The following is a 24,816-nucleotide window of genomic DNA, read 5'->3' on the forward strand; positions in this document are numbered from 1 at the left end:
GGACGACGGATCACTGGAAGCGATCGGCGAAGATCTGGTCACCGACCGCCACGGGGCTCAGCGCGACGTAGTCATTGCTCGAATCGAAGTCGTTGACCGCGCCGGAGAGGATCAGCTGGATGCTGCCGTTGCCCGTCGGGGGCGCGGCGCCCGTAAAGGCGGCACGCACGCGGACTCGCTCGGCCGCTCCGCCAGGCGCCATCGTCACATTGCTCAAGCGCCAGATGATCGGCGAGCTTCCGGTCTGCTCGAGCAGGCCCGTACACGAACTGGCGCCGCGCGAGCAGCTGGAGGACGTGGCCGCCACGTAGCCCGCCGGCATCTGGATGTCGACCACCGCACTGCCGAGTTCGGCCGAGGGCCCGTTGTTGACCAGGCGGAAGCTGACCTCGACCTCGTTACCGATGATGACGGCCTGGGCGTCGGTGATCGCCAGATCCTGGGCCACGACCACATCGCGGCGATAGGTCACCGCGTTGTCCCCCGTATCCGGGTCGACGGTTCCGAAGATGGACGGCATGACGTCCACCCGCGCTTCGAAGCCGACCTCCTCGCCCAGCGCCTTGAACGGTTCCGGCGTGCCGAACAGCTCGATCGTGGCCGTCGCTCCCGCCGCCAGATCCAGCCCCGCCTGGAAGCTCGATCCAGCGCAGAAGGGGCCTGCGCAACCCGGGGGCAGACTGCAGCTGGAACCGGCCGGGACGGAGCAGGACCAGAGCATGTTGGTCAGTTCCGGGAAGCCCGTCACCGGGTCGAAGCTGGTGCCACCGTTGAACTGGCCGGTCTGCACCCGTGCCGGGCCGTTGTTGGTCACCGTCACCTGCCAGACGCGAGGATCGCCGGCAATGAGATTGGTCGGCTGGGACGTGGCGATGCTCAGATCAGCCAGCTCGGGCGGCGTGTTCGAGCACTGGATGTCCAGGGACCAGTCATTGAGGGTGCCCGTGTCCTGTCCGGCGAAGTCCGACACCGACAGGCTCCAGGCACCCTGGCCGTTGCTGCCGATCACGGAGCTGAAACCCAGCGCGGGCCGCAGCGTGCCATCGAGAGCACGCAGACCCTCGCCCAGCTGACCGCACTGGGTCTGGGCCTCGGGATAGTTGCCGGCCTCGAAGGTGACCAGGATGTCATCGGCACTGCAGCCGCCGGTCGCCTGATTGGGCCGGTTGATCAGGCTGAAGGGCGGCGAATTGGGCGGATCCAGGATGATCTGCAGATCGCCGACATAGCTGTGGCTGACATCGACGCCGACGCGCACCGAGGTCACGAAGGGACAGCTGCCGATCTGGTTGATGAAGGCCACGGCCGGGCTGCTGGGATTGTTGTCGGGAATGGCCTGGCCGTGGTTGCAGAGGGCGTCTTCGGAACATTTTCCGCCCGGCAGCGGGTCTTCGGTGACGCTGGTAAAGGTGAACAGCTGGGCGGTACCGACCGGGCGGCGGGCATTGCGCGGATCATGCACCCCACCGATCTGGGCGACCGTGCCGGTCTGCTGCCCGCCGGTGGACGGCGTGAAGTGGCGAAGCTCGACGACGTCGCCGTTGACCACCCAGCCCGGTCCGCGCAGCCAGGGACCCGCATTGATCCGGTATTGCCCCCCGAGCGTGATGACCGGGACACGGACGCCATTGTCGAGGCCGGAAATCGGGATCGGCGCACTGACCACCCACTGGCTGCGCGGCGCGGCGGACTGGGCCGGCAGGCTGACGAAGTCCGGCAGCGTGTCCCAGGTCGCGCTCCAATTGTCGTCGTCGAGGAGGCGCACGATGACGGGGCGACGCTCATCGCCAACGCGACGAAAGCCTCCAGCCAGAAGGTTTCCATTGCCTGCGACCGCAACGGCCTGCAGCTCCGTCGTCGAACCCGGCTGGGATCGCAGCAACGCCACACCGCCCACGGCGAAGGTCGATTCAGCGCCTCCGTTCGAACGGCGAACCGCCAGCGCACCCCAGCGCTCGAACCGGTCAGCGGCTTCGCGGACGGTGGAGACCTGGATGCTTCGGCCACTGGGATGAAGCGCGATCGAGCTTTGGTATCGCTCCGTGTCCGCCCAGTAACCGCGATCTTCGATCCGGATCAGCGCTTGACCGATCGCGGCGGACGCGCCGGAGGTGTAGGTGAGGTCCTGGGTTCCATCGCCAAGAAATCGCCCGGCAGCCAGCTCTCGGGGTGGCGGGTTGACTCCATCGGCGAACGAGGACAGGGATGCGAGCATCCGTCCATCGGGCTGCCGCACCAGGTCGGTTCCGATGAACCGGTTGGAACTCGACAGGGGGCTACCGCCCTGCTCCTGCAGGAGGTCTGCGCTCCAGTCGAAGGCCTGTGCGCGGTAGAAGAACAAGCCATCGAGCCGACCATCCAGACCTTCGAGCAGGCCGCTGCTCAGGCGAGTCTGGCGAACGTCGAAGCGCGATGGTCGGCTACTGTCCACCGAATCGAAGGTCCAGGCGTACCCCCCGTAGATATCGACCCGGCCCATCGCGGCCAGCTCGCCGGACGCCAGAAGTGTCGCGCGGCTCAGGATCGGGCCGTTGGTCGAAGGCAGAAGTGGCGCGTTGTAGATTCCGCCGGGCGCGAAATCGAGATCGAGATCGCCGTTGGCAAGAACCCGCGCAAAGCGAACGCTGAGACCGCCCGGACCATAGTCCCCACTCACGATCAGGGCCCCGTCGGGCAACAGCACCGAAGCCTCGCATCGGCCCGAATCGCCCCCCTCATCACTGGCGAGAAAGCGGCTGACGCCGGAGCTTCCGAAAGAGGGATCCAGGCTACCGTTCGGAAGCAGCCGGACAGCGAAGCACTCCACGGCCCCCAGGTACCAGCTCTCGCCAGCCGGACGAGCGGTCCCGACGACCAGGATGCTGTTATCGATATCGACGTGCAGGCCGGTCACACGCGCGTTTGGCAACACCGAAAAGGGCAGCTCCACCCAGCCGTTGTTGCCGAAGCTCGGATCCGGATCCCCCGGAACCGTACCGGCCAGGACCGAGCTGCTGAGACCGGCAATCAGAAGAAAGGCCGAAAGGGTCTTCAAGGACATGCTGTTCTCCCATTGAATCAAAGCGACGACCCAGACATAAGCAAGACACGTGCCAGACACTGAAAAGCATTTGAATTCAATTGCCTACAAGGAAACAAGGACGCAAGCTCCCACGAGACGTTCGCCACCGCGAACCCAACCGGGGCAGGCCGGCCCACCTCCGTTCGCGTTCGCGAACCAACTGCGCTACATTCAGCGGCACGCAGACGCCTTCGCAGGCACCTTGAAATGAGTTTTCTCTACCGCCTCGACATCCTCGAACCCCTGAGCGCGATGGCCTCCAAGCATCAGCTCGAGCCGGGCGAGCACGTGCTGGGTCGTTCGGAGGATTGCGATGTCATGGTCGACGTGCCCGGGCTGTCTCGCCGACACGTGAAGATCGAGGTGCTGGCCGATGGCGGCGCCGTGATCAGCGACCTGGCGTCCACCAACGGCACCCGCCTCAATGGTCAGTCGATCGAGCGGGCGGCCGTTTCCGGTGATTTCGTGCTCGATCTGGGTGCGGCCATCCTGCGTTTTCGCGCCCAGGCGGGCCTCGGCACGGAGCTGGCCTACGCCACGGGCCAGGACAGCCCGACCCCGACGCGGGACGACACCGGGCAAGCGCCCGAAACCCGGGTCATGACCCTGCGAAACAGTCTTCGCGATGATTTCTGGCGGGCCATCGGCGAGCCGATGCGTTCGCTGAGTCCCCTGGCCGCGCGCTTGCTGCCCGCCTGGTCCCGGTCGACCCGGGCCAGCTCCCTGCGCCTGGATCGAAGCAGTGGCGAAACGGTGGCGGCCTGCGGACCGCAGGATGCCGAGCTGAGCGAACTGGCGCGGTCCGAGGAACTGCGGCTGCTGGCCGATCCGGTCACGGCCGCCCAGGCCGGCCTGAGCGATCTCCTCGCCCCCCTGCTCGACTGGCTGCCTGCATCGCACACTGGCGCTCTGGATTCGCCCGAAGCGAAGCCCGACTTTCCGGGTGTCTGGACCTCGGAACCCGAGTTTCAGCGGCAGTTGCAGGCCCTCGCCCAGGTCGCCGGCAGCCGCATCAGCATCCTGCTGCTCGGCGAAACCGGCGTCGGCAAGGACCTGCTGGCGCAGTGGATCCATGATTGCTCGCCGCAGCGCGACGGGCCCTTCGTGGCCGTCAACTGCGCTGCCCTGCCCCAGGACCTGCTCGAGGCCGAACTGTTCGGCATCGAGGCCGGCGTGGCCACGGGCGTCGAAGCCCGGGCCGGGGTCTTCGAGCGCGCCGATGGTGGCACCCTGTTTCTGGATGAGTTGGGCGACATGGCGCCCGAGACCCAGGTCCGTTTGCTGCGTGCACTGGAAGCCGAGCGTATCCATCGCATCGGCGGCAAGACCCTGAAGGACATTTCCGTTCGCCTCGTGGCCGCCACCAACCGCAACCTGAACGCCGACATCGAGGCCGGACGCTTCCGCCTGGACCTCTATCATCGGATCGCCGCCTTCGAGGCGACGGTCCCGCCGCTGCGCGAGCGGCGCCGCGACATCGCCGAGCTGGCGGTCCATTTCTTCAACCAGTCCATCGCCCAGCTGGGCCAGCGCAGCCCCGGCATCACCCGCGCCGCGATCCAGGCCCTGGAGCACTGGTCCTGGCCCGGCAATGTGCGTGAACTGCGTCAGGCGATCGGCTCGGCCGTCGCCCTGCTGCGGCCCGGCGAGGCCCTGGACCGAATCCACCTGCCGAGCCGCATCACGCAGCATGCACCCGCACCCGAGGATTCGAAGTCCGAAAGCCCGGCTCTGACCCTGGCCGAGGCGGTCGCTCGAGCCGAACGCCGCGCCATCGAGGCAGCCCTGGATGCGAGCCGGGGTTCAGCACAGTCGGCCTGGGAGACCCTGGGTGTCGGCAAGACCACCTTCTACAAGAAGCTCAAGGAACACGGCCTGAGCGCATCCGCAGAGAGGGCAGACGATGAGCAATGAAGCCGAGACCCAGGCGCTCACGCTGGCGCTGAACCGCGCCCTTCACGACAGCGCTCAAGCCCTGGGACCAGGCAGCGTCCTCGGGCACTTCATCATCGAACGCGTGCTGGGCCAGGGCGGCATGGGCGTGGTCTACCAGGCCGAACAGATCGAGCCCGTTCGTCGCAAGGTGGCGATCAAACTCAGTCGCCAGCGCCGCCTCTCGGCTCAGGAACGCGCCTGGTTCGAACTCGAGCGTCAGGCACTGGCGCAGATGAATCACCCCGCGATCGCCCAGATTCTGGAGGCCGATGCCCTCGAGGATGCCAGTCCCTACTTCGTCATGGAGTACGTTGACGGCGAGACCCTGCTGAAGCACGTCGACGCCCGGCAGAGCAGCCTGCGAGAACGCATCGAACTGATGATCCAGGTCGGACGCGGCGTCGAACACGCCCACCAGAAGGGCGTGCTGCACTGCGACCTCAAACCCTCCAACATCCTGGTTCGTGACCTCGACGGCCGGGCGGCCCCCAAGATCATCGACTTCGGCACGGCACGCCTGGCCGGGCAGGCCTCGAACGATGGGCAGATCTACGGCACCGCCGCCTACATGGCACCCGAACAGGCCGAAGTCGGTCAGGTCATCGACACCCGTACGGACCTGTTCAGCCTGGGCCTCATCGGGCTCGAGATGCTCAGTGGGCGAAGCGCTCGGCCCGATGCCCATACGGGCGACCCGACCAACCTGAGCGAGATCCGCTCCTTGCTGGGCAAGACCATCGACGTCGATCTGACGAGCGCTGGGCCCGCGAAAGGCCTGTCGGGCTGGCGGCGGCGAGAACTGGAAGCGATTCTGGCTCGGGCCATCCGCCAGGATCCGGCCGAACGCTATGACAGCGTGGCGGAATTCGTTCAGGACCTGCAGCGCTGGCTCGACCGCCAGCCGGTCAGCGCCCTGCCCGCCTCGAGGGCCTACCGGGCCCGCCTGTTCCTGACCCGCAATGCCCTGGCCGTCGGCCTGGGCGGCCTCACCCTGATCGGCCTGGCCGGCGGCCTGGTCGCGACGAGCCTGAGCCTGAACGAAGCCGAGTCACAGCGGCGTCTCGCCGAAGCCCGGCAGGCGGATCTCGAGCGGGTGGTCGAGTTCCAGCAGAACCTGCTTTCCGAGATCGACATGAACGACCTGGCCGCGCGACTGACCGGTCGCCTCTCCGACACCGCCGGGCAACTCGTTCGCCGCGACGGCGGCAGCGAGAGTGAAGCGGACGCCGCGACCTTGGACGCTCGGAGCATGATCGAGCGCCTGGCGCCGGTGGATGCGGCCCGCGACCTGGTGGTCGAGGGCATCCTGGGCCAGGCCGACGCACTGATTTCCGAGCGACACGCAGACAATCCGGCCATCGAGGCCTCCCTGCGCCTGTCCCTGGGCCAGACGCTGGTGGCCTGGCAGGCCTTCGATGCCGCCGATGCCCAGATCGAAGCCGCGCGCGCCTACTACCGCCGCATCGATGACTGGACCAGCCGGGATGCCCTGGAAGCCGAGACCGAAGCCCTGAAGCTCAGATGGTGGCTGCAGCGTTTCCCGGAAGCCTATGCGCTGGCCCAGGCAACTCGCCCGCGGGCCGAGGCCGCGCTCGGGCTCGATGACGATCTATCGCTCTACCTGCTGCGCGCTGAAACGGCGCTCAGCAGCTACATCGAGGGCGCGGCCGTGGCAATGAACAATGGCCGCAAACTCGTCGAACGACTGACACGGCTTCGTGGACCGAGCCATCCGGACACGCTCCGGGCCGAAGGCGACCAGCTCTTCAATCGGATCCACGGCAGCGGCAGCCAGCGCTGTGACGATGGCCTGGTCGCCGACTTCCACGACCATCTGGCGCGCGCCGAGTCACTCAGCGGCAGCGATCGGCGAACCCTTGCCGTATCCAGCATGAACCTCGGTACCTGTCTTGCCCTGAACGGCCAGTACGCGGACGCCGCCCACTGGATGGGACGGGCCGCGGAGCTCGGCCGGGAGGTGCTGGGCGAACGCCACGGCATCACCATGCAGGCCCTCAACGACCGCGCCAACTACCTTCTGCTTGTCGGCCGGCTCGACGAGGCCGAGGACGTGGTGGACAGTCTGTACGAACACCAGCGCGCCATCTACGGCGAAGCCTCGCACTACCTGTTCTATCCCCGCTCCTACAAGCTTTATCTGGCCGGCGCCACAGGGCAGGCCGACGCGGCGATCGATGGCATGAATGCCCTGATCACCGAGGCGAGCCAGAACGCCGAGACAACGATTGCATTTCTGAACTGGCTCCACCACATTGCCAGCTGGATCCACGAAGCCTCGGGCAGGCTGGACGAGGCGCTGCGCATGGCCGAAGCGGGCCTGGCGCTCTGCCAATCGTCCCAGGCGGCGCAGGCGGCCCCCGAAGTGTGCGGTTTCAACGAGCTCGAAGCCACCCGTTTGCAGGCGCTGCAGGGCCAGACCGTCGACCCAGCGCGGCTGAACGAACTCCTGGAGCAGTCAAGAAGCCTCTACCCGACCCACTACGCCCGCAGCCTCGCCGCCTGGCTGGTCTACCGCTTCGGTCAGCCCACGGGGCCAAGGGAGTCACTGAGGCGGGAAGAGCTCGACTGGTTGCTCGAGGAGGAGCCCGCGCGGATCAGCATCATTCAGCAACGCATCGTCGACGACTTGCGCGCCAACGGCTGATCAGGCGTCCAGAGCGTCGAGTGCGCAGCGCCAGGGCAGCCGGGCATTGCGCTGTCGCGAAGGGAACGCAGCCAGGGCACCGAGCTGGGCGAAGGCCCCGAGAAAATCCGGCTCCGGCGCGGCTCCACCCTCCAGCACCTGATCGAAGTCAGACAGCCCCCGCTCGATGTCGGCACGATCCCGCCCCGGCAGCCACTCGGTCAGCATCGAGGCGCAGGCCTTGGTCACGGCACAGGCCTCGCCCGAAAAGGCGGCGGCCATGATGCGATTGTCTTCGACCTGCAGCTCGAACAGCAGATCGTCCCCGCACAGGGCATCGAAACCGCGCGCCGAATGCGTCGCCCCCGGCAAGGGGCCGTAGTTCCGCGGCGAGCGGTTGTGTTCCAGGATGAGCTGTTGATAGAGCTGGTCGAGAGCCATGGCCATCATTCTATGGCGCCGAGCCATCGCATAGAACCCGACGTACGGATACCCCCGACATTGCCGAGCAGCGAGCGGGCGATATCGATCGTCGAATTCACGGAGACAGCTTCGATATGGTCCGTCGGGGGCGTGGCCCCGACCTACGCGGGGCTTCGATCAAGCGTGATAGGACGGTCTACACACCTTGCTCAATCCCCCCGGCGTAGGTCGGGGCCACGTCCCCGACGGTCCATGCATCAGAAGTCTCCGCGAACCCGACGGCGCAATTTCCAAGCAACCATATAGAACCCGACGCACGGATTTCGCGGAATCACCGAAGCATCTGACAGGTCTAGACCCCAGGTATCTCCGTCAAACCAACCAGGCAATACCGCAGCCATCGCTTGGAACCCGACGCAGGACCGAGGCCATCGGCAGTGTGGCTCAAACCAGCATCTGGCGCGCCTTCTCCAGCGCATTCAGGAACACGTCGATCTCGGCGCGCAGGTTGTAGGCGGCGAAGGACACGCGCGCCGTGGCCGGGACGTCGAAGAACTGCATCACCGGCATGGCGCAGTGATGGCCGGTGCGGATGGCCACGCCGTGATGGTCGATGATCGTGCCGATGTCGTTCGGGTGGACCCCGTCGAGGGTGAAGGCAATCACCGGTCCTTTGTGCGCGGCCTGGCCGATGATGCGCAAGCCCTCGATCTTCGACATCCTTTCGGTCGCGTACTCGAGCAGGGCCTGCTCGTGGCGGGCGATCTTCTCGATGCCGGTATCGAACAGGAAGCGGACCGCCGCACCCAGGCCGATCGCACCGGAGATGTTCGGCGTGCCGGCCTCGAACTTGTGCGGCAGCTCGTTGTAGGTCGTCTCGTCGAAGCTGACCCGCAGGATCATCTCGCCGCCGCCCTGCCAGGGTGGCATCTCCTCGAGCAGGGCTTCCCGACCCCACAGGGCGCCGATGCCCGTCGGGCCGTACATCTTGTGCGCCGACATGGCATAGAAATCACAGCCGATGGCCTGGACATCGACCTGCTCGTGAGGCGTGGCCTGGGCACCGTCGATCAGCACCGGGACGCCGTGGCGCCTGGCGATCTCGCAGACCTCGCGAACCGGATTGACCGTACCCAGGGCGTTGGACACATGAACCAGGCCCAGCAGTCGGGTGCGTTCACCGATCAGGTCCTCCAGGGCGTCGAGCATCAGCTCGCCCTTCTCGTTGATCGGGATGACCTTGAGCACCGCGCCGGTCTGCTCGCAGAGCAGCTGCCAGGGGACGATATTGGAGTGGTGCTCCATATGGCTGATCAGGATCTCGTCACCGGCCTTCACCCGCGGACGCAGGTAGCTGTTGGCGACGAGGTTGATCGCCTCGGTCGTGCCCCGGGTAAAGATCACCTCGCGATCGCTCGTCGCGTTGAGCAGGCGGGCCACGTCCTTGCGGGCCGTCTCGAAGGCCTCGGAGGCTTCGACCGAGAGCTGATGCACACCCCGATGGACATTGGCGTTGTAGCGGCGATAGAAATCGTCCATCGCCTCGATCACGCTCAGCGGTCGCTGGGCGGTCGCGGCGTTGTCCAGGTAGACCAGGGGCTTGCCGTGGACCTCGCGCTCCAGCACCGGAAACTGCTCGCGCAGGCGGAGCACGTCCAACTGTTCCTTGATTCCCGACTTGACGATGTCCATGCCTTGTTCCTCCCGGTCCGGGCCTTGATTCGATAATTCGCCCTACAGGCGCCGATCGAGCGTCTCGCCCAACCAGTCATGAACGGCCTCATCGGCCACCGCATCCACCGGCAGGCGGGCGAAGCCGCGCTTGAGCAGCGAAGCCGCCTGATCGAGGGGCACGCCGCGCGAGCGCAGATAGAAGACGGCGTCCTCGTCGAGCTGGCCGATGGTCGCGCCATGGCTGGCGGTCACGTCCTCGGCATAGATTTCCAGCTCGGGCTTGGTGTTGATCCGGGCACTGTCGCTGAGCAGCAGATTGGCCGTGTTGAGATCCGAATGGCTGTCGTCGGCGCCACGGGCGATGTGGATTCGCCCGTTGAACACGCCCACACCGGTGCCGTCGGCCAGCATGCGGAAGGCCTCGCGACTGGTCGTGTGGCCGACCCGATGATCGATGCAGGTATGCACGTCCACGTGCTGCTTGCTGTCGATCAGGCCGAGCCCGTCGATTTCGCCATGGGCGCCCGCGTCGTTCAGATGAATCCTCAGATCCTGGCGATGCAGACGCCCGCCCAGATCGAGCAGTCGCGCCCGGTAGCTTGCATCCTTGCCGACCTCGACGTTGGTTCTCGCGACGATCGCCGACTCGTGGCCCTGACGCTCGATCACGTGTTCCAGCTGGCTGCCCGCCGCCAGATCGATGTCCTGAACCAGATTCATCAGGCCACTGCCCTGATCCTGCTGCAGATCGATCAGCGTGGCGCTGGCCCCTTCGGCCAGCTGGATGTGCAGGCGTGGGTGCCAATCACCCGCGAATTCAGCGCCCGTGTCAACGCACAGGACGAGGGGACGCTCGAGGGGACGCTCGATGCGCAGGCGCCACGCGGTGGACAGGCGCGCCAGATTGAACCAGGCGAAGGCATCTTCGCGGCCGCCGTATTCCAGCTCGGCCAGCGCCGAGGCCGGCATCGGCTCGAGACTCAGGCCATCCGGCAAGGATGGCAGACCCTGGTCCAGCGCCGAGACGCGAATGAGATCGGCCTCGAAGGGCAGGCTCGGCGCCTCACCCGCAGTAAAACCCCCACTGAAGTCCCGCTTGTCCAGCACGCGCAGGGAGGTGTACTTCCAGGCCTCGGTCTTGAGGTCCGGAAAGCCATGGCTCATCAGCGCTTTGCGGGCCCGCTGGCGCAGCTCGGCGTAGGCGTCTGCCGGCCCGCTGTTCTCCAGGCGTTCGAGCAGCGCACTCATGCCTCGGCCGCCTCCTCGAGAAAGGCATAGCCCTCGTCTTCGAGACGTCGTGCCAGCTCCTCACCGCCGGACTCGACGATGCGTCCTTTCGAGAGCACGTGCACATGATCGGGCGAAAGGTAGTCGAGGAGGCGCTGGTAATGGGTGATGACCACGAAGCTCCGCTTGCCGTCCCGGAGACGATTGATGCCTTCGGCCACCAGCTTCAGCGCGTCGATATCGAGGCCGGAATCGGTCTCGTCGAGGATCGCCAGCTTGGGTTGCAGCACCGCCATCTGGACGATCTCGTTGCGCTTCTTCTCGCCGCCGGAAAAGCCCTCGTTGACGGCACGCTTGAGCAGGCTCTCGTCCATCTTGAGTTCCTTGAGCGACTCGCGCACGGTCTTCAGGAAGCTCATCGAATCGACTTCTTCCTCGCCGCGCGCCTTGCGCTGCGCATTGAGTGCCGCGCGCAGGAAGTAGGCGTTGTTCACGCCCGGGATCTCGACCGGGTACTGGAAGGCCAGGAACAGACCCGCTGCGGCGCGCTCCTCCGGCTCCATCTCGGCCAGATCCCGGCCATCGAACTGGACCGAACCGTCGGTGATCTCATAACCCTCCCGACCCGCGAGCGTATAGCCCAGCGTCGACTTGCCGGAGCCGTTGGGGCCCATGATGGCGTGCAATTCGCCCTCACCGATCTCCAGGTCCAGGCCCTTGAGGATTTCCTTGTCGTCGACGTTGACGTGAAGATTTTTGATTTTGAGCATGATTTTTTTAACCGCAGATTGCGCAGATTTACGCAGATTTGGTTTGATTGATAGATCGTTTGTACTGGAGTGATCGAGTGGCAAAGTTCAGAAGCAAAGCCTTTTCGATCCCGGTTGCTTTCAGATAATTGATGACTTGAGCTTCGTGCACCGAATCCAGAGCTTTCACCGCCTTCAGTTCGACAATGATGGACTCCGCACAGATGAAGTCGGCCTGGTAGGACGTCCTGAGGCGTTTCCCCTTGTAATTGATGGGGAGTACATGTTCTCGCAAGTATGGAATTCCACGTTCGAGAAATTCAGCCTCGAGCGCCTCCTGGTAGACGGCTTCAAGAAAGCCGGGGCCAAGCGTCCTATGCACCTCCATCGCTGCACCGATAACCGCATAGGTCTCCGGATCGCTGTCGCGATCGTAATCTGCGCGAATCTGCGCAATCTGCGGTTTCAATTCAGCGGAGGCCATCAGCCGACGGCACCTTCCAGGGAGATTTCCAGCAGGGCCTTGGCCTCGACGGCGAATTCCATCGGCAGTTCGCGGAAGACTTCCTTGCAGAAGCCGTCGACGATCATGGCCACGGCGTCTTCCTCGTCCAGGCCGCGCGAGCGGCAGTAGAAGAGCTGGTCCTCACCGATCCGCGAGGTCGTGGCCTCGTGCTCGACCTTCGCCGTTGGATTGGCGGATTCGATGTACGGGAAGGTGTGCGCGCCGCAGGTCTTGCCGATCAGTAGCGAATCACACTGGGTGTAGTTGCGCGCGTTGTCGGCGCGCTTGGCGATGCGCACCAGACCGCGGTAGCTGTTGTTGCTCTTGCCGGCCGAGATGCCCTTGGAGATGATCTTGCTGGTGGTGTTCTTCCCGAGGTGGATCATCTTGGTCCCCGTGTCGGCCTGCTGATGGTTGTGCGTCAGGGCGACCGAGTAGAACTCGCCGGCCGAGCGATCACCGCGCAGGATGCAGCTCGGGTATTTCCAGGTGATGGCCGAGCCGGTTTCGACCTGGGTCCAGGAGATCCGGGCATCGTCTTCGCGGCAGTCGCCGCGCTTGGTCACGAAGTTGTAGATGCCGCCCTTGCCGTTCTCGTCGCCCGGGTACCAGTTCTGGACCGTCGAATACTTGATCTTGGCCTTCTCGCGGGCCACCAGCTCGACCACGGCGGCGTGCAGCTGGTTCTCGTCGCGCATCGGCGCCGTGCAGCCTTCCAGATAACTCACTTCCGCGCCCGGCTCGGCAATGATCAGGGTGCGCTCGAACTGGCCCGTGTCGCGCGCATTGATGCGGAAATAGGTCGACAGCTCCATGGGGCAGCGGGTGCCCTTCGGGATGTAGACGAAGGAACCATCGGAGAATACCGCCGAGTTCAGGGCCGCGAAGTAGTTGTCCGTGTACGGCACGACCGAGCCCAGGTATTCCTGGATCAGCTCCGGGTATTCCTGCACCGCCTCGGAGAAGCTGCAGAAGATCACGCCGGCTTCCTTCAACTCCTTCTGGAAGGTCGTGCCCACGGAGACCGAATCGAACACCGCATCGACCGCCACGCCGGCCAGACGCGCGCGTTCGTGCAGCGGCACGCCGAGCTTGTCGAAGGTCTCGAGCAGCTTCGGATCGACCTCGTCGAGGCTTTTCGGACGATTCTTCTGCTTCGGCGCCGCGTAGTAGTGAAGCTTCTGCAGATCGATCGGCGGAATGTTCAGATGCGCCCAGTCAGGCTCGCGCATGGTCTGCCAGTGATGGAAGGCCTTGAGGCGCCACTCCAGCATCCAGGTCGGCTCGTCCTTCTTGGCCGAGATCATGGCGATGATTTCTTCGTTCAGACCGGCGGGGACGCGGTCTGCATCGATATCGGTGTAGAACCCGGCCTTGTAGCGCTGGGCAATGACCTGTTCGACTTGTTCGACGGTTTGGTTCATGCGAGATCCAGTGTGAAGCTCAGGCGATTTCGCGATCGCCGGATACGGTTCGGATGGAAATGCGCTGCGGTTCCTCACCGGCCAGATCGGCGAGGCTGAGCGCTTCCAGGGCCTGCTCCACGGCCACGCCGATGCGCTGCCAGTTGCCGCGCAGATGGCAATTCGATTCGTGGGCGCACAGGCCCGGCTCGAGGCCGCACTCGGTCAGGGCGATCGGTCCTTCCATGGCACGAACGATCGCTGCCACGGACACGGCCTCCGGCGCCGATGCCAGCCGGTAGCCACCGTTGACGCCGCGCACGGAACTGACCAGGTCGGCCCGCGCCAGGGTCTTGAGCACCTTGGCCACGGTCGGCACTTCCAGGCGAGTGGCCTCGGCAAGGACGCTGGCCGCCACGCAGGCCTCGGGCTGACGAGCCAGTTCGGCCAGCAGGACGGTCGCGTAGTCGGTCAGTTTGCTGATTCGGAGCATGGCGACAGCGGCCCGACGGCCACGGAAGAAAGTTCACTCTCTATTATGTGGACTTCGCGCGCTCTAAACAAGACCAATTTGGTATGAATTAACCCTCCCGCCCGTTGAACGAGCGGGAGGGCGAAGCCTGTCGATCGACGGCTCAGTCGAAGGAGCAGCTGACCGCCTGGGTCAGCCGACCGAGATCCCAGGTGAACTCCGTGGAATCGTCCAGGGAAATCGCGGCAATGGCAGTATCACAATCCAGGAACTCGAGCGCCACCGTGCCCACCACGGTGCCCGTGGCCGCCGTGTCGCCGGCGAACTCGGCACCCGAAAATGCGGTTACTTCAGCAACCGAGGTCCGGCCGTCGAAGGGGCCGTCGAAGGTGAACCAGACCGGTGCCCCGGATCCCGAGGGATCGTAGGTGTAGATGGTGCCGACGATCCGGTTCTGGGACGGTATCGGCTGCACGATATAGCCTTCGTTCTCCGTGTTGAGGCTCTGCCACCAGCCGGCCACGGTGAAGTCCACCGGGGTGCGGGTTTCCAGCACGCCCACCGGCAGGGCGAGAATACCGAGCGGCTGGTTGACGCCGTCACCGATGGCGATGACCGTGATATCGAGTCCGGCGGGGAGCTCGACCGGCAGCGGGTCGATGAAGTTGGTCGACCCGTCATTCGAGGCCACCTTCAGGTCGTACTCGGCGGCAGGCACCTCGAAGAAGCCACTCTCGGCAAAGAAGGGCACGCCGGTCAGATTGTTGACCAGGTCGCCGGATGCCGTTCGGATGGACACCTCCGTGTCCGCCAGGGCGGATGCGAACGGGGCGGCGTGCACGACGCGGATGTTCAGATTGCCGTCAGCGGCGGCCGGCGCATCGTCGACCAGGGCCCAAAGCGCCAGCGGCTGCTTGACGCCATCACCCACGGCCAGAACGGTGTAGTCGATACCGTCTTCCAGCGTGACGGATGCAGTGATCGCCGGATCGTCCGCACCCGCAGGCGTCACCGCCAGGTCGTAGTCTCCAGCCGGTAGTTCCAGGTAATCGGTGAAATCGGCGAAACGGAAATCCTCGAGGACCACGGATCCGTTGGCACTCACGGACACCGCGGTCTGCTCGATCTCGCCGGCGAAGGGTGCAGCGTGGACGATCTGGACACGGGATTGCGCGAAAGCCGTTGCCGACAGCAGGACTCCGGTCACCAGGGCGATCGATAGATTGAATCTCAAACTCAGCATCGTTACGTTCCTCTGCTTGTAGGGGGGGGAACACCATTCGGGTGCGGCTTGAGTCTTCCACCGGAACGTCAAGCGAAGATCATCGCGAAGTGATTGATTTGTATGCAGCTTGTGATCAGGCAGTGAAAGCCTGATACAGTGCGCGCTTCGCCGCAAACGAGAATTCGAGACCTTGGAATCAAGCCCCGATCGACGTCGAAACGACGCACTGGCCTGGGCCGAAAAGGCGGTCGGCCAGCGCCTGGATGCGGTTCAGGCCATTTCTTCCGATGCCTCCTTCCGCCGGTATTTCCGGCTGCGCTTCGGTGAGCGCAGCGTCGTCGTCATGGATGCACCACCGGACCGGGAACCCATCGATCGCTTCATCGACGTGGCCCGACGATTGGCGCCGGTGGCCAGGGTGCCCGAGATCCTGGCCGAGGATGTCGAGCGCGGCTTCCTGCTGCTCGAGGATCTCGGTGATACCCCCTATCACCATGCCCTCGACGAGCACAATGCCGATCGCCTGTTCGGCATGGCCCTGGACAGCCTGCTCGAGATCCAGTGCGGCGCTGCGACTGCCGGCTTGCCGGAATACGATGCCGCCCTGCTGATGCGCGAACTCGATCTGTTCGTCGACTGGTTCGTCCGTCGACACTGGCAGGTCGAACCCAGCGATGCCGAACTCGACGACTGGGATCACCTGTGCGCCACCCTGATCCGCTGGGCCCTCGATCAGCCGCGGGTCTTCTGCCACCGCGATTTCATGCCACGCAACCTGATGGTCGGCGATCCTCGGCCCGGCGTGCTGGATTTTCAGGACGCCGTGCTCGGACCGATCAGCTATGACCCGGTCTGTCTGTTTCGCGATGCGTTCCTGAGCTGGCCCGAAGCCCGCGTCGATGGCTGGCTGGAGGACTATCGCCTGAAGGCCAGCGAGCGCGGCCTGCCGGTCACCGACTCGGCCGAGCTCTGGCGACGGAGCTGTGACCTGATGGGGGTGCAGCGCCATCTCAAGGTCATCGGGATCTTCGCCCGCATCCGCTACCGGGACGGCAAGCCGAAGTACCTCGAGGATCATCCGCGCTTCTTCGCCTACCTCAAGCAGGCAATCGCTCGCAATCCGGAACTGACGCGACTCGAGTCGCTGCTCGAGGCCTGGCGCGGCAGGGCGATCCAGTGAAGGCCATGCTGCTGGCCGCGGGCCGGGGGGAGCGTCTGCGACCGCTGACCGATGCCCTGCCCAAACCCCTGATCGAGGTCGGAGGAAAGGCCCTGATCGAGCACCACCTCGCCCATCTGGTCGAGGCCGGCGTCGACGAGGTCGTGATCAACCTGGGCTGGCTCGGCGAGCAGATCCGCGAGCGCCTCGGAAACGGCGAGCGTTACGGCCTGCGAATTCGCTATTCGGTCGAACCACCGGGGGCCCTGGAAACCGCCGGCGGCATCATCCAGGCCCTCGAACTGCTGGGGCCCGAGCCCTTCCTGATCGTCAGCACCGACGTGCTGAGTGATTATCCGTTCGCGAGCTTGATCGACGCCGAGTTCGAGGGCCTGGGGCATCTGGTCCTGGTCGACAATCCTCCCCATCACCCGGCTGGGGACTTCGGCCTCCGATCGGGCCGAATCACCCGCGACGAACCCCGCCTGACCTTCAGCGGCATCGCCTGCTGCCGGCCCGAATGGTTTGCCGGTCTAGCGCCCGGGCGACGAGCACTTCGCCCCCTGTTCGAACAGGCGATCGACGCCGGCCGCCTGAGCGGCGAGCACTATCCGGGGAAATGGCTGGATGTGGGCACGCCCGAGCGACTGGCCCGGGCGCGCGAGGAATACTACTCGGGCGACTGAGTTCCGCTGTCTTCGAGCACGGGCAGACCGGACTCGGCCTCCAGCTCGCTGGCGATGGCCGCCAGACGCGGTGCGGCCTGGACCAGGGCATGGAACAGGGCGTGCTGCTCGATCACGCCGAACAGCGGCTCCGCACCGGGACCGGTCGCGTAGATGGCGACGTCCTCGGCCGTGTGGGTCGCCGACCACTGCTCGACCGTCGACTCCTGGCGGAAGGACGGCTGGGTCGGATCGACTCGATCGTAGTCCGGGCGTTTACCGCCGCGGTAGCCGGGCCCCGTTGCATAGCCGAGCACGGTGAGCTTGCGGCCCTCGGGATCGGTCAGGGGCGAGATGCCGCCACCCTCGTAATCCGGGCGCATGGCGACCCCCATGATCGGGTTGCCGCGCCGCCCGTAGCCACCGAAGGTCAGGGCATGCCCATGGTCGGCCGTCACCACGATCAGAGTCTCCGAGGGGTCCACGCGCTCCATGGCCGCCTGCACGGCCCGGGCGAGCTCGATCGTATCGACGAGGGCACGATAGGCATTGTTGGCGTGGTGGGCGTGGTCGATGCGCGCCCCTTCGACCATCAGGAAGAATCCCTCGGGACGGGAGGACAGGCGCTCGACCGCCATTGCGGTCATTTCGGACAGCGAGGGCTCCCCAGCGGTATCGCTCGCCCGATCGTGCTCGTACTGCATGTGATCGGTCTCGAACAGGCCGAGCACGGGCCCGCCATCATCAGGCAGGGCCAGCCATTGTTCACGGTTCCAGACGTAGTGGCCGTCTGGCCGCCGCTCGAGCCATTCCGCGGTCAGATCCCGACCGTCCGCACGGTGCCCCATGAGTTCGGGATACTCTGGATCGGACTGCTGGATCGGAAGAAAGGCGCGCCGACCACCACCGAGGGCGATGTCGATGCCACGACCGGTATCGTAGGCAATCAACTGCTGAGCGATGTCCCGACAGCCCTGGGCCCTTGCCGTCGGCGGCACGCCTGCATCGCTTTCCCAGCGACGATCCGGCGAATGCGCGTAGAGTGCGGCCGGCGTGGCATGGGTCAGGCGCGCGGTGGTCACGATGCCCGTGCCCATGCCCGCCAGTGCCGCCAGGTCGAGCAGGCTGACCAATTCGTTACCGGCCACCGAGGCGCAGTCACCACGGCGGGCACGCTGGTCCACGGCGATGGCGCCGGCAAAGCTCTTCACGCCGGTGGCCATGGCTGTCATCGTGCCGGCCGAATCCGGCGTCTGCTGGTTGGTGTTGTAGGTCTTGGCCAGGGCCAGGTGCTCGAAGCGCTCGAAGACCAGGCTGTTCTCTTCGCCACTCTCACCGCGCTGCTGGCCCTCCAGCACGCGGGCGGCGGCCACGGTGGCCAGGCTCATGCCATCGCCGACGAACAGAATGACATTCCGCGCGGTGGGTAGCCCGGCAAAGCGTGCACGCCGCTGTTCGATCAGGTCCTGGCCCGATCGGTACCAGGACTCGGGGGTCTCGGCCGCAGGGGGGTCACCGGCCATCGGGACGGTTGGAAGGCCCAGAATCAGAGCGATTCCGAGGAACAGGTTCTTGGGGTAGCAGATCATCGCGCTAGTTTACCGTCCACCATCGCAAGGAAGTGACCGAACCTGCGCCCGATTCCTGACTGGCGCGAAGGGTGATCAGGGCACCCCCGCCCGAGCCGGACCGTCCGGGTCTTCCTGGGCCATCGGTCATCTTGGCCGGACCCGGGTGAAGCGATACACTCAGCCACGTTCACCGGAGGGAACGGCCTGCGCATCGTCCCGAACGCCCCAGGGCGGTCGCGCTTCCGATCCTCCGCCGAGCGGAACCGAGCCCGAACCGAGCTAGGTTAGAGCACCGTCCCCTTGACAGGTGTGTTACTGTTGTATAACACTATATACCCAACCCAACCGGGAGCATTCCATATGATCCGCACGATCCTGATGTCCGGCCTGGCCCTGCTGATGCTGGTGGCCTGCGGCCAGGACGAGACCGCCACCGAGGGCGGCACCACGAGCCCGGCGAGCGCTGGCGGAAACCCGCTGTTCGAGCGCATCGACGCGGACACGCCGATGCTGGCAGCCAACCTGGAAACCATGCCGGACGCGCTGATCGACCGCTTCTGGGAACCGATGACGGCGATGAGCGAGTTCAATCGGAACAGCTATGAAGAGCTCGCCGAGGAGGCCCAGGAAGACGTGCCGGTGATTGCGGCCCTGCTGCGCGAGATCGGTCAGCTCGACAGTCGTGAAGCCGTGGAATCGCGAGGCATCAGCAGCAATGGTTACTTCGCCATGCACCTGGTCTCGGTCTATCCCTTCATCCATGTCCAGCTCAGCGACGAGGCGGCCTTCGAGGCCATGATCCAGCGCGTGGCCAGCGAAGGTGGCAGCGAGGTACCGACGCGCACCGTGGGCGGCGAAGACGTCGTCTGGATCGAACACGAGGACCTGGGCCTGGCCATCCACCATGGCGACGGCTTCGCGACCGTGGCGGTCGTGCCCGATGACGAATCGATGCTGCGCCGCGTTGCCAACCTCGACCGTCCGTCGCGGGCCTACGATGCTGCCGATCTGGTTCGCTTCGACCGCGACCGCGGCTACACCGGCAACGGCAGCCTGTTCGTCGACCTGGCCGGCGTGCTCGCTCGACTGCTCGATGAGAATGACCCCCTGGCCGAACCCGTTCGTCAGGCCATGGACCTCGAAGTGCTGGCCACTGACGCCAGCTGCCGCAGCGAGATCGATCGCCTGTTCGAGATCTTCCCGCGCCTGAGTGCCGGCATGACCGAGCTGAGCGACGATCGTGTCTCGGCGGAGTTCGTGGTCGAAGCGGAGTCTTCCATGGCCGAGCGCATGGCCGCCATCGCCGACACGCCGGTCGGCTTGTCCGGCGGTGAGACGCGGACGATTTCCGGCGGCATCGCCTTCGACCTGGTGGCCGCGCGCGACTTCGCTCGCGAAGTGGTCGCCGCCTGGGTCGAAACGCCGCCCCAGTGCGCCGCCTTCAGCAGCATCGCCGCCCAGGCACCGGACTGGCAGCGCGCTCTGAATCAGCCGATCCCGCCGGTCATCACCAACGTGCGCGGCCTGCGCTTCAACATGGATCGCCTGAGCATGAGCACCCCGGGCCAGGTCGATTCGGCCGAAGGCACCCTGGCCCTGTTCGTCCGCAATCCGCAGATGCTCATCGGCATGGCGCAGATGTTCTCACCGGACATCGCGGCCATGGATCTGCAGCCCAACGGCGAGGCGAAGCCCCTGCCGAAGAACCTGATCCCGAACCTGCCGGACCTGAGCGCCTTCATCGCCCTCGGTAGCGACGCCATCGCCGTCAGCTTCGGCGAGGGTCAGGAAGCACGCCTCCCGGAAGCGCTGGAACAGCACGAATCCGACGGAGCGGTGCTGGCCTACACGATCGATTTCGAAGGCTACGGCGAGCTGATGGCCTCGATGATGGACGCCATCGCCGCCGACGCCAACGTCGATCGTGACGAACTGCCGCCGTCGGACTTCATGAGCCGTCTGGCCGAGTACTATGACTCCAGCAGCATCGCGGTCCGCCTGACCGACCGCGGCATCGTCATCGACTCGACCACCACCATGGAGCCCTGACGCGTCTCATGTGTTCGATCCTGGGTATCTTCGATCTCCCCGCAGGCCAGCCCGGCCTGCGGGGCATCGCTTTGGAGGCCTCCCGCCGTCAACGGCATCGGGGCCCGGACTGGAGCGGCATTCATGTCGATGATCAGGCGATCATCGCGCACGAGCGCCTGGCCATCGTCGACATCGACTCCGGCGCGCAACCCCTGACCAGCCCGGACGGCAAACTGGTGCTGGGCGTCAACGGCGAGATCTACAATCACCGGGCCCTGCGCGCGCAATGTCCGGACTACGAGTTCCAGACCGGCTCCGACTGCGAGGTCATCCTGGCCCTCTATCGCCAGCACGGCGTCGACTTCCTCGACAAGCTCAACGGCATCTACGCCTTCGTGCTCTGGGACCTGGAGCACTCGCGCTACCTCATCGCCCGCGATCCGATCGGCGTGATGCCGCTCTACTACGGTCGTGACGAGGAAGGCCGTCTGTGGGTCGCCTCGGAGATGAAGGCCATCGAACCGAACTGCGTGCAGGTCCAGGCCTTCCCGCCGGGTCATGTCCTGGACAGCCGGGACGGCGAGATCCGGCGCTGGTATTCGCCCGACTGGCGGGCCTTCGAAAAGGCCGATGCACCCGCCGACACGGGCAAGCTGCGCGGCGCGCTCGAGCACGCCATCCACCGCCAGCTGATGTGCGACGTTCCCTACGGCGTGCTGCTGTCCGGGGGGCTCGACTCCTCCCTGGTTGCCGCCATCGCGAAACTCTACGCGGATCGACGCGTGGAGTCCGACGACACGGAAGCGGCCTGGTGGCCCCGCCTGCACAGCTTCGCCATCGGCCTGGAAGGCTCACCCGATCTGGCCGCGGCCCGAATCGCCGCCGATGCCATCGGCACCCAGCATCACGAATTCCACTACACCATCGACGAAGGCCTCGACGCCCTCGACGACGTCATCCGCCACATCGAAACCTTCGATGTGACCACCATCCGGGCCTCCACCCCGATGTTCCTGCTCGCCCGCCGAATCAAGGCCATGGGCATCAAGATGGTGCTGTCCGGCGAAGGCGCCGACGAGATCTTCGGCGGCTATCTCTATTTCCACAAGGCGCCCGACGCACGGGCCTTCCACGAAGAAACCGTGCGCAAGATCGACAAGCTGCACCTGTTCGACTGCCTGCGTGCCAACAAGTCGATGGCCGCCTGGGGCGTCGAGGCCCGGGTGCCCTTTCTGGATCTGGAGTTTCTCGATCACGCCATGCGGCTGGATCCGGCCGCCAAGATGGCCGGTCCGGGTCGCCCGGAAAAGGGCATCCTGCGCGAGGCGGGCCAAGGCCTGCTACCGGACGAGATCCTCTGGCGTCAGAAGGAGCAGTTCTCCGATGGCGTCGGCTACGGCTGGATCGATGCCCTGAAGGCGCACGCCGAGCAGCAGGTCAGCGACCGCGAACTGCGCGAAGCAGCGCAACGCTTTCCGCTCAATCCTCCAGCCACCAAGGAAGCCTACTTCTACCGCCGAATCTTCGAGCGCCACTTCCCCTCGCCGGCCGCGGCCGCCACCGTGCCGGCCGGCCCGTCGATCGCCTGTTCGACGCCGGAAGCCTTGGCCTGGGACGAAAGCTTCGCGAAGATGGCCGACCCCTCGGGGCGGGCGATGCGCGGAGTGCACGCGAAGAGCTACTGAAGGGCGCTCGCACCATCCCACGGGCGCGCCCGTCCGTGGCTTTCAGGCGCCTGCCTAGCGAATGACTTCGCGGATCAGCGGGACCGACAGGGTGCGGCGCTCGCTCAGGGCACGCTGGGCGAGGCTTTCGATCAGGCGGGCAATGGCGGCCGGGTTCCTTGCGGTGCGCTTGAGCAGATAGTCAGCCGCCCCGCGACCCAGCACGACCTCGTGCTCGCTGGACAGACGCTCGACCAGCGCGGCCAGATCGGCCTCCTCCAGGGGCTTCAGGGTCAGGCGGGTGGCCTGACCGAGACGGGAGCGCAGATCCGGCAGCTCGAAGGCCTCCCGCCCCGCACCCGACAACAGGACCCCGACGTGCTCGGAGCGCCAGCGATTCAGGGCGTTGAACAGGGCGCGCTCACCATCCTCGTCGCCGGCCAGGGTATCGATGTCGTCGACCAGCACCCAGTCAGCGCTGGCCTCGTCGAGCAGCGCGCGATTGGCGCGAACGCTCAGAGCCATGAAACCGACCGTTTCGCCCCGGCGATGGCGATCGGCAAAGACGGCGTTGAGCAGATGCGTGCGTCCGCTCCCGGCCGGACCGGCCAGAAAGTACCAGGCGCCGTGCTCGAGACCCTGCGCCAGGGTGTCGACGAGGGCCTGATTCGGACCGGCGATGAAATTCTCGAAGCCCGGACGACGCGGCGCCTTGAGGGCCAGCAGGCGCTGTTCGCTCATCGAGGCGGCCGCTCTCCTGCCCGGCGCTCACGGGTGATCCTGACGGCGCGCATGCTCCACAGCCAGGTGTATTGGACCAATGTGACCACGGCCATGAAGGCCACCAGCCACTCGAGCCCGATCTGCGCCTCCGGCGGCAGGGGGAAGCCGGCCAGTCGAACCAGCACGAACCACATCAGAAAGACCTGACAGAAGGTATTGAAACGCGACAGCTGGGTCGGCTCGGCCTGGAGCCGTTCGAAGACGACGTGGTAGACCCAGCCGCCGATGACGATCACCAGATCGCGCAGGATGACCAGACCGAACAACCACCAGGGAAGGTAGCCCAGCCAGGCCAGGGTCATGTAGCTGGCGACCATCAGGATCTTGTCCGCCGCCGGGTCGGCGAGGCCGCCGAAACGGCTCTGCCAGCCGAATCGGCGGGCCAACCAGCCGTCGAGCAGATCGGAGAGCCCCGCCGCCACCGCGACCGCCAGCGCCCAGTCGTAGCGCCCGGCCACGAGCAGAGCCACCAGAGGCGGGACCGCCAGCATGCGGCCCACCGTCAGCACGTTGGGAATCCAGGCCAGGTTCACTGATCGAGATACAGGTCGAGTCCGCCATCCGGCAGCGCCGGCCCCAGCTGAAGCAGGCCACCGAGCGCCAGCGCATCTTCGAGGCCACCGGAGCTCAGGCTCAGCTCGAACTCGATCTCGGCACCCCGCGCCGAGCTCACCCGAACCGCCTCGACCATGCTCAGATTCTCGAGATAGCGGAGCACTTCGGCAAACTGCACCTGGTCACGGATCGGCGAGACCCGGACCCGGCGCTGCCCGCTCGCGGCCTCGGAACTGACCGCATAGCGTTCGGCGAGGCTGGACAACATGGCTTCCAGCCCGCGCTGGATCAGCTCGGCGGGCGCATCGGCCACCAGATTGACGCTCTGATCGCGCCCGTCCTGGCGCCAGAACCAGCGACCGTTCCAGCCGGTCTCGGTCCGGCGAAGATCGAACATCGCAGGCAGGCTGGCCTGATATCGAACCAGGGCCGGCTCGCTGGCGTCCAGAAAGCCGCCCCGCACATCGGCCACGGCCACTTCGGCCAGGTCCAGGCCATCTCCCAGCGGGCGGAGAATGTCCAGACCCAGGCGTCGCGCCTGCTCCTGGATTCGAAGTTCGAGCGCCAGCTCCGAAGACAGCATGCGGGCCCCCGCCTCGTCCTCCATGGCCACCCAGAGCAGGATCGTCGGGCGTTCGCGGCCCCAGCGCGGCACCCCGGCCGCGGCCAGGCGGGCGTCGATGGCTGCCCGATCGAACTGCACCTGCAGCCGGAGTTGCTCCTCCACCTCGCCGGTGGGCAATCCATCCTCGGCGACGACGGGCACCGGCACCCGCACCCGCTGACGCGCCTGCACGAGTCGCTGCGCTTCGGCCAGGCCCAGACCCAGCTCGACGCGCAATGGCGCCTCGGCGCGGCCACTCAGACGCAGCAGGACCTCATCGAGCGCGTCCATCAGCGCTCGATCGGACGCCCCGGGCTGCTCGTCGAGCACCCCTTGGCCGGTATACAGGTCGGCCAGGGCCGCTTGAGACAGCACGACCAGCACCAGCGACAGCCAGATTGAACACAGACGAGGGGAATTCATGATCCGGCGAAGATACCACTTCTTTTCTGACTTGTGCGAATGC

The 24,816-nt window shown here is 65.8% G+C and carries 19 protein-coding genes; 6 read left to right on the forward strand and 13 right to left on the reverse strand.

What is annotated here, in order from left to right:
• Nucleotides 1-10: 10 nt before the first annotated feature.
• Nucleotides 11-3,040, reverse strand: a complete 3,030-nt coding sequence (locus WM2015_RS12385; protein ID WP_049726340.1) for a proprotein convertase P-domain-containing protein — start codon at nt 3,038-3,040, stop codon at nt 11-13.
• 228 nt (nt 3,041-3,268) lie between these two features.
• Between WM2015_RS12385 and WM2015_RS12390 the strand changes: the two genes are divergently transcribed.
• Both WM2015_RS12390 and WM2015_RS12395 read left to right on the forward strand, forming a co-directional pair.
• Complete coding sequence (locus WM2015_RS12390) at nt 3,269-4,975, forward strand: sigma 54-interacting transcriptional regulator (RefSeq protein ID WP_049726341.1); 1,707 nt, start codon at nt 3,269-3,271, stop codon at nt 4,973-4,975.
• Entirely contained in the window at nt 4,965-7,661 is a 2,697-nt protein-coding gene (locus tag WM2015_RS12395; protein ID WP_049726342.1) for a serine/threonine protein kinase, read from the forward strand. Before WM2015_RS12390 ends, WM2015_RS12395 begins: the two co-directional genes overlap by 11 nt.
• On the opposite strand, the gene WM2015_RS12400 is transcribed toward WM2015_RS12395, so the two are convergent.
• The 8 genes from WM2015_RS12400 to WM2015_RS12435 form a co-directional block, all read right to left on the reverse strand.
• Complete coding sequence (locus WM2015_RS12400) at nt 7,662-8,090, reverse strand: iron-sulfur cluster assembly scaffold protein (RefSeq protein WP_169751171.1); 429 nt, start codon at nt 8,088-8,090, stop codon at nt 7,662-7,664.
• A gap of 417 nt (nt 8,091-8,507) precedes the next feature.
• Nucleotides 8,508-9,755: a cysteine desulfurase gene (locus tag WM2015_RS12405; RefSeq protein WP_049726344.1), complete on the reverse strand. Its 1,248-nt coding sequence runs from the start codon at nt 9,753-9,755 to the stop codon at nt 8,508-8,510.
• Between the two features lie 42 nt (nt 9,756-9,797).
• Nucleotides 9,798-10,985: a Fe-S cluster assembly protein SufD gene (gene sufD / locus WM2015_RS12410; protein ID WP_049726345.1), complete on the reverse strand. Its 1,188-nt coding sequence runs from the start codon at nt 10,983-10,985 to the stop codon at nt 9,798-9,800.
• Nucleotides 10,982-11,734: a Fe-S cluster assembly ATPase SufC gene (sufC, locus tag WM2015_RS12415; RefSeq protein WP_049726346.1), complete on the reverse strand. Its 753-nt coding sequence runs from the start codon at nt 11,732-11,734 to the stop codon at nt 10,982-10,984. The genes sufD and sufC overlap by 4 nt, the downstream gene beginning before the upstream one ends.
• Before the next feature lie 28 nt (nt 11,735-11,762).
• Nucleotides 11,763-12,197 carry a GxxExxY protein gene (locus tag WM2015_RS12420; RefSeq protein WP_082169711.1) on the reverse strand — a complete coding sequence of 145 codons (435 nt, stop codon included), beginning with the start codon at nt 12,195-12,197 and terminating at the stop codon, nt 11,763-11,765.
• Nucleotides 12,197-13,642 (reverse strand): Fe-S cluster assembly protein SufB, encoded by a 1,446-nt coding sequence (gene sufB / locus WM2015_RS12425; protein WP_049726347.1) that lies wholly within the window; start codon nt 13,640-13,642, stop codon nt 12,197-12,199. The genes WM2015_RS12420 and sufB overlap by 1 nt, the downstream gene beginning before the upstream one ends.
• A gap of 19 nt (nt 13,643-13,661) precedes the next feature.
• Complete coding sequence (locus WM2015_RS12430) at nt 13,662-14,114, reverse strand: SUF system Fe-S cluster assembly regulator (protein ID WP_049726348.1); 453 nt, start codon at nt 14,112-14,114, stop codon at nt 13,662-13,664.
• Between the two features lie 142 nt (nt 14,115-14,256).
• Entirely contained in the window at nt 14,257-15,336 is a 1,080-nt protein-coding gene (locus WM2015_RS12435) for a DUF4397 domain-containing protein (RefSeq protein WP_049726349.1), read from the reverse strand.
• A gap of 172 nt (nt 15,337-15,508) precedes the next feature.
• Here WM2015_RS12435 and WM2015_RS12440 point away from each other — a divergent pair, with 172 nt between their 5' ends.
• Both WM2015_RS12440 and murU read left to right on the forward strand, forming a co-directional pair.
• Nucleotides 15,509-16,498 (forward strand): aminoglycoside phosphotransferase family protein, encoded by a 990-nt coding sequence (locus WM2015_RS12440; RefSeq protein WP_049726350.1) that lies wholly within the window; start codon nt 15,509-15,511, stop codon nt 16,496-16,498.
• Complete coding sequence (murU, locus tag WM2015_RS12445; protein ID WP_049726351.1) at nt 16,495-17,163, forward strand: N-acetylmuramate alpha-1-phosphate uridylyltransferase MurU; 669 nt, start codon at nt 16,495-16,497, stop codon at nt 17,161-17,163. Before WM2015_RS12440 ends, murU begins: the two co-directional genes overlap by 4 nt.
• Here the strand turns inward: murU and WM2015_RS12450 are convergent.
• Nucleotides 17,148-18,731: an alkaline phosphatase family protein gene (locus tag WM2015_RS12450; RefSeq protein WP_082169712.1), complete on the reverse strand. Its 1,584-nt coding sequence runs from the start codon at nt 18,729-18,731 to the stop codon at nt 17,148-17,150. The genes murU and WM2015_RS12450 overlap by 16 nt on opposite strands.
• A 342-nt stretch (nt 18,732-19,073) precedes the next feature.
• Between WM2015_RS12450 and WM2015_RS12455 the strand changes: the two genes are divergently transcribed.
• The gene (locus WM2015_RS12455; protein WP_049726352.1) at nt 19,074-20,762 is read left to right on the forward strand and encodes a hypothetical protein; all 1,689 of its coding nucleotides are present in this window, start codon (nt 19,074-19,076) and stop codon (nt 20,760-20,762) included.
• A gap of 8 nt (nt 20,763-20,770) precedes the next feature.
• A complete protein-coding gene (gene asnB / locus WM2015_RS12460) occupies nt 20,771-22,429 on the forward strand; it encodes an asparagine synthase B (protein WP_049726353.1) in 1,659 nt (552 codons plus the stop codon).
• Between the two features lie 54 nt (nt 22,430-22,483).
• Here asnB and WM2015_RS12465 read toward each other — a convergent pair whose 3' ends face one another.
• From WM2015_RS12465 to WM2015_RS12475, 3 genes are read right to left on the reverse strand one after another with little or no spacing between them, the layout of a single operon-like run.
• The gene (locus tag WM2015_RS12465; protein WP_049726354.1) at nt 22,484-23,149 is read right to left on the reverse strand and encodes an HdaA/DnaA family protein; all 666 of its coding nucleotides are present in this window, start codon (nt 23,147-23,149) and stop codon (nt 22,484-22,486) included.
• On the reverse strand, nt 23,146-23,724 hold the full coding sequence (locus WM2015_RS12470) for a CDP-alcohol phosphatidyltransferase family protein (protein ID WP_049726355.1): 579 nt from the start codon (nt 23,722-23,724) through the stop codon (nt 23,146-23,148). Before WM2015_RS12470 ends, WM2015_RS12465 begins: the two co-directional genes overlap by 4 nt.
• The gene (locus WM2015_RS12475; RefSeq protein WP_049726356.1) at nt 23,721-24,773 is read right to left on the reverse strand and encodes a DUF2066 domain-containing protein; all 1,053 of its coding nucleotides are present in this window, start codon (nt 24,771-24,773) and stop codon (nt 23,721-23,723) included. Before WM2015_RS12475 ends, WM2015_RS12470 begins: the two co-directional genes overlap by 4 nt.
• Between the last annotated feature and the right edge of the window lie 43 nt (nt 24,774-24,816).

This window comes from Wenzhouxiangella marina (assembly GCF_001187785.1).
GTDB classification, from domain to species: domain Bacteria; phylum Pseudomonadota; class Gammaproteobacteria; order Xanthomonadales; family Wenzhouxiangellaceae; genus Wenzhouxiangella; species Wenzhouxiangella marina.